The 4,181-nt window shown below is 33.8% G+C and carries 3 protein-coding genes; 1 reads left to right on the top strand and 2 read right to left on the bottom strand.

Annotated features, from left to right (window positions below):
* Positions 1-814: 814 nt before the first annotated feature.
* Entirely contained in the window at positions 815-1,360 is a 546-nt protein-coding gene (locus tag ACM6HU_RS24270; RefSeq protein WP_077295687.1) for a DUF3967 domain-containing protein, read from the bottom strand.
* A gap of 1,329 nt (positions 1,361-2,689) precedes the next feature.
* On the opposite strand from ACM6HU_RS24270, the gene ACM6HU_RS24265 reads away from it, so the two are divergent.
* Positions 2,690-3,397 carry an IS6 family transposase gene (locus ACM6HU_RS24265; RefSeq protein ID WP_088094660.1) on the top strand — a complete coding sequence of 236 codons (708 nt, stop codon included), beginning with the start codon at positions 2,690-2,692 and terminating at the stop codon, positions 3,395-3,397.
* Between the two features lie 280 nt (positions 3,398-3,677).
* Here the strand turns inward: ACM6HU_RS24265 and ACM6HU_RS24260 are convergent.
* Positions 3,678-4,181 (bottom strand): M60 family metallopeptidase (locus tag ACM6HU_RS24260; RefSeq protein ID WP_414848489.1); only part of this gene is annotated, 504 nt, incomplete at its 5' end.

Below are 4,181 nucleotides of genomic sequence, written 5' to 3'. Positions count from 1 at the left end.
TTCCTGTACGAGTGGAAGGATCCCACCGATAAATTTTAAAGCTGCCATTGCGATTGCCATATGATTTCACCTCCTTTTGTTGTTGCTACGATGTGATTTATATTATAGTAAGTGCTTATGTTTTATCAATACATCCTCATATGCAATATTGCATATGAGGATGTAGCAGGTTCCCTTTCTTTGTATTGTTAATAAGGGGTACGGCAACGATTCTTTACTTTTGGAGCCACTCAAGAAAAATGTACTTTATAATCCTATTATTAATGCAACTGTAGCTCTTCTTTTTTTGTTTTTCATGATATTTACCTCGTATAATTTCTAAAAATACTAAGCGCTTTTAAAAAGTAGTATACTGTCTATTGCTGTCGAAAAAAGAGAAAACGAAAAAATTTGTAACATCATGAAAAATTGCATAATTTAATGTCGATAATCAGTTATTCTAGAAAAAATTTCTGTTTATAATGAATTTTTCTTTTAGGGTGTTTTTGCCTATCCCCTCGAAAAGGGGGAATAAGAAAAACGTATTGTGAAAAATCCTTATCAATAAAGATTTTGGGGTGCTTTTTAAAATATGCATTTCAAAATATATACAATTGCATTGACATGTTTCAAACATTATTAAGTTGTATTTTTGAAATGAAATAGTCTAGATTTTCAGCATTGTCATAAAGTGTACTTTTTGAAATAACATATAAATTTATAATGAATCAATCTTATTCCCCCTTTTCGGTGATTTGGGAAAAATTACCTCACTAGTACAAAAATCTGTATAGAATTCTGTATAAAAAAGCCCTGCATATAAGCAAGGCTTTTTCTATTTCCAAAATTGCCACCACTTTTTTTGTTGGGTGGCTGCAATCAATTTTTTAGTCTCCTGGTTTTCACGGATCATAGCCATTAGGTTTTGATCACGTTCATCAATTTTTTGAAAATCCTGTTGTTGTTTTTGCTGTTCAGTTAACCATTCCTTTAAATTTTCTTCATGTTTTTTAAGCAGTTCAGATACTCTTTCAGCAACAATTCTATCCAATTCCTGAATAGCTACAACTACTTCTCCTACTTGGATCTGTTCAGGTTGTTGTTTAGTTATTTGGATAGGTTCAATGTCTATATATTCAGGTAATCCTTCTTTACTGAGGAGCTTAATAATTTGTTTTGTTTGGAGGTTTCTTTTATTTCTCATTTTAGCTATAAATTGAAAAACAGGTATACATTCTTGATGAATTAAATACTTGTTCTTTTCACCTTGTTGGAAATTTAAAAAACTACCGTAGGTTTGACAGTTTCGTTTTATAGTCATAGCTGATACTTTTATTTCCTTGGCTACTTCTTCAGCTGATAACCAGTCTTTTTGTTGCACTGTTCAGATCACCATCCTTCTAAACATCTAAACATCTGAACATCTGAACAGAAAAACAAGGGTTTCCTTGTTTTTCTGTTCAGATGGATATTTAGATAATATACAAATAGTTTAACACCTGAACATCTAAACGCAATATATAAAAGAATTACTAGAAAGTAAAATAGAAGGATAGATCTTAAGTCATGCACAGAATGTTAGTATCATGGGGACTATGGGAATATCTAACTTCTTATAATAGGACATTATGTAAACTCTCTACGAATACAATATTCATTATAAGATATAAAAGCAAAAACAAAAAAAGGGAGAATCTAGTAGTGAAAAAAAACTTTGAAAACGCACATCGTTTCTGTTCTCATAATAGAAATGCTTTAGAAACAGATACTATATGGGGTAGCATCAGGATTTTGCGGATTTACAACGTCAAGGTAGAAATCCCTGTATCAATAGGGTTTACTCTATTGACACTTAACTGATTTTGCTTCAAATAAGGTTTGCGACTGTCTCGTATGACTTGTCTTAAAATCCTTATCGTTGTTAAGTTATTCATTTTTAATACTATAAACAACTTAACGTTGTAAATCCGCATTTTCGGGATGCTACCCCTTAATGGCGGTGGGCGGGCTTTAAAACCCTAAACCTGAAAAAGCTAAAAGTTCCGCAAGGAACAGGTAGTATTTTTTGTTTTTTACTGCTCCACTTCGTTACTGCAGTAAAAAACAATCCTTGCCAAACTTTTTTCGGCTCGATTCGCTTTTTTCGCCAAGCCGAAGGACAAAAAGAAAAGCAATTGTTCTCGACTTGGACTAGCAATTATACGAGCCGAACCGCTTAGATCATTCGTTCAAAAATAGTTCTTACTCAAAATTTTGATACGTTTAGTACGTGGGGTTTCGTCCCCACACGACGAGCCAGCACTCCAAACAAAAAGCAAGGAAACCCCTAAATTCGGTTAATTTGTTTTTTATTATAAATACGGTATGTAGAATTTTACATTTATTCTTATGAAAAATAAAATAAAATATCTACAGATTTAACCAAAATCACTTATAACGCTCTATCTTCTTCTTTATAAGCGCTTAGCTTTATTTAATATAATTGCATTAATTTGCCCCCTATCTCGTCATACAAACGAATCTGAACACCCGCTTTTTTCCTAAACGCAAAATTTGAGTGATTATTTTATTCAACTTTAGATTTTGGCTCTCCAAATCATTTAAACATTGCTTTTCTTGGTTCTGGTGCAAAAACTTCAGGGGAATTGCAAATAATCTCTAAATCTTGGACATACTGATACTATTACTCTAAAAAAGGTGTGTGATCGGTATGAAAAAGGAAAATTTCTTCAAATGGAAGCACTATCAACCTGATATTATCTTATTAACGGTAAGATGGTACCTACGGTACAACCTAAGTTTTCGTGATTTGGTGGAAATGATGGAGGAACGAGGTTTGTCTATTGCTCACACCACCATTATGCGTTGGGTGCATCAATATGGACCTGAATTAGATGAAAGAGTACGACGTCATCTTAAGACAACAAATGATTCCTGGAGAGTCGATGAAACGTATGTGAAAGTAAAAGGTCAATGGATGTATTTATATCGCGCAGTCGATTCAGAAGGAAATACCATTGATTTTTATCTCAGTGAATCAAGAGATAAACAAGCAGCCAAGCGCTTTTTCAAGAAAGCCTTGGCTGCTTCTCATATTTGTAAACCTCGCGTTATAACAGTAGACAAGAACCCAGCCTATCCTGTAGCAATTCAAGAATTAAAAGAAGAGAAACGTATGCCTGATGGCATACAAATAAGGCAAGTTAAATATCTCAATAATATAGTGGAACAGGATCACCGTTTCATTAAGAAACGTGTGCGTTCTATGTTAGGATTCAAGTCATATGAAACAGCCACTTCTATATTGAGTGGCGTTGAAACCATGCATATGATGAAAAAAGGACAACTTCACCCACAGGTGAAGTCTGCCCAAAATGAAGTTAGGTTCATACATAAATTGTTTGGAATTGCATCATAATCTGCCATTGAACAGTCTATGTAGGTTTCTATGTCTCTATCAAATGATTTTTGCACCAGAACCCAAATAAATACAATCTTTGCACCAGAACCCGTGCATGTATAACTGTCAATGATTTAGATAAATGCTGGCTAAATTCCCATCTATACCATATTTCTCTATGTACTTACGTAATCTCCCTTGTTTATAAGGAATTATATGATGTGCTCTATTAGCTATGCCAAATTGTATTTGGATTGTCATCGATTGCATTACTAGCTAGATCACACACTTGCTTTCATTATTTTCTTGGACCATACGCGGCAATTGGTTTAACAGGTTTCGCATCCGTCGCTTCCCATATAGGGGCAGTTAATGTTGGATAGTTCAATGCTTCCACTTTTTTTCTCGTTTCTTGTGATGCTTTCAGTCCCCATTGATCAAAAAATGGAAGTACATTTTGTTTCGCTACTTTCGATGTATTGAAAATAAATGCTTGTATTTCATCTTCATCAGTTTCTGGAAGTTTATCCTTTGGTAACTCTCGATATAGTTTGTGAAGGTTCGGATAAAAATCTTCCCCATATGCTAAATGAAGTTGCCAAAACATAACAAGTTTCACAAACAAGTCATCAATATTTTTATACTCTTTATCTGTTTGTTTTAAGTATTTAGAGGCTCTATCGTAATCCCCCTCTTTTTCTAAACGTGTTGGTTGATTCGGGAATAATTGTTTTTGTGCAGCTAAAGAATATATATTAACAGTGACTTCAGTCATTCCATTCGAAGCCCACGTCCAAGGGTA

The sequence above is a fragment of the Bacillus sp. IT-79MI2 genome, from assembly GCF_949768135.1.
Classification (GTDB): Bacteria; Bacillota; Bacilli; order Bacillales; family Bacillaceae_G; genus Bacillus_A; species Bacillus_A pseudomycoides.
This window is presented reverse-complemented; position numbering and strand designations above follow the sequence as displayed.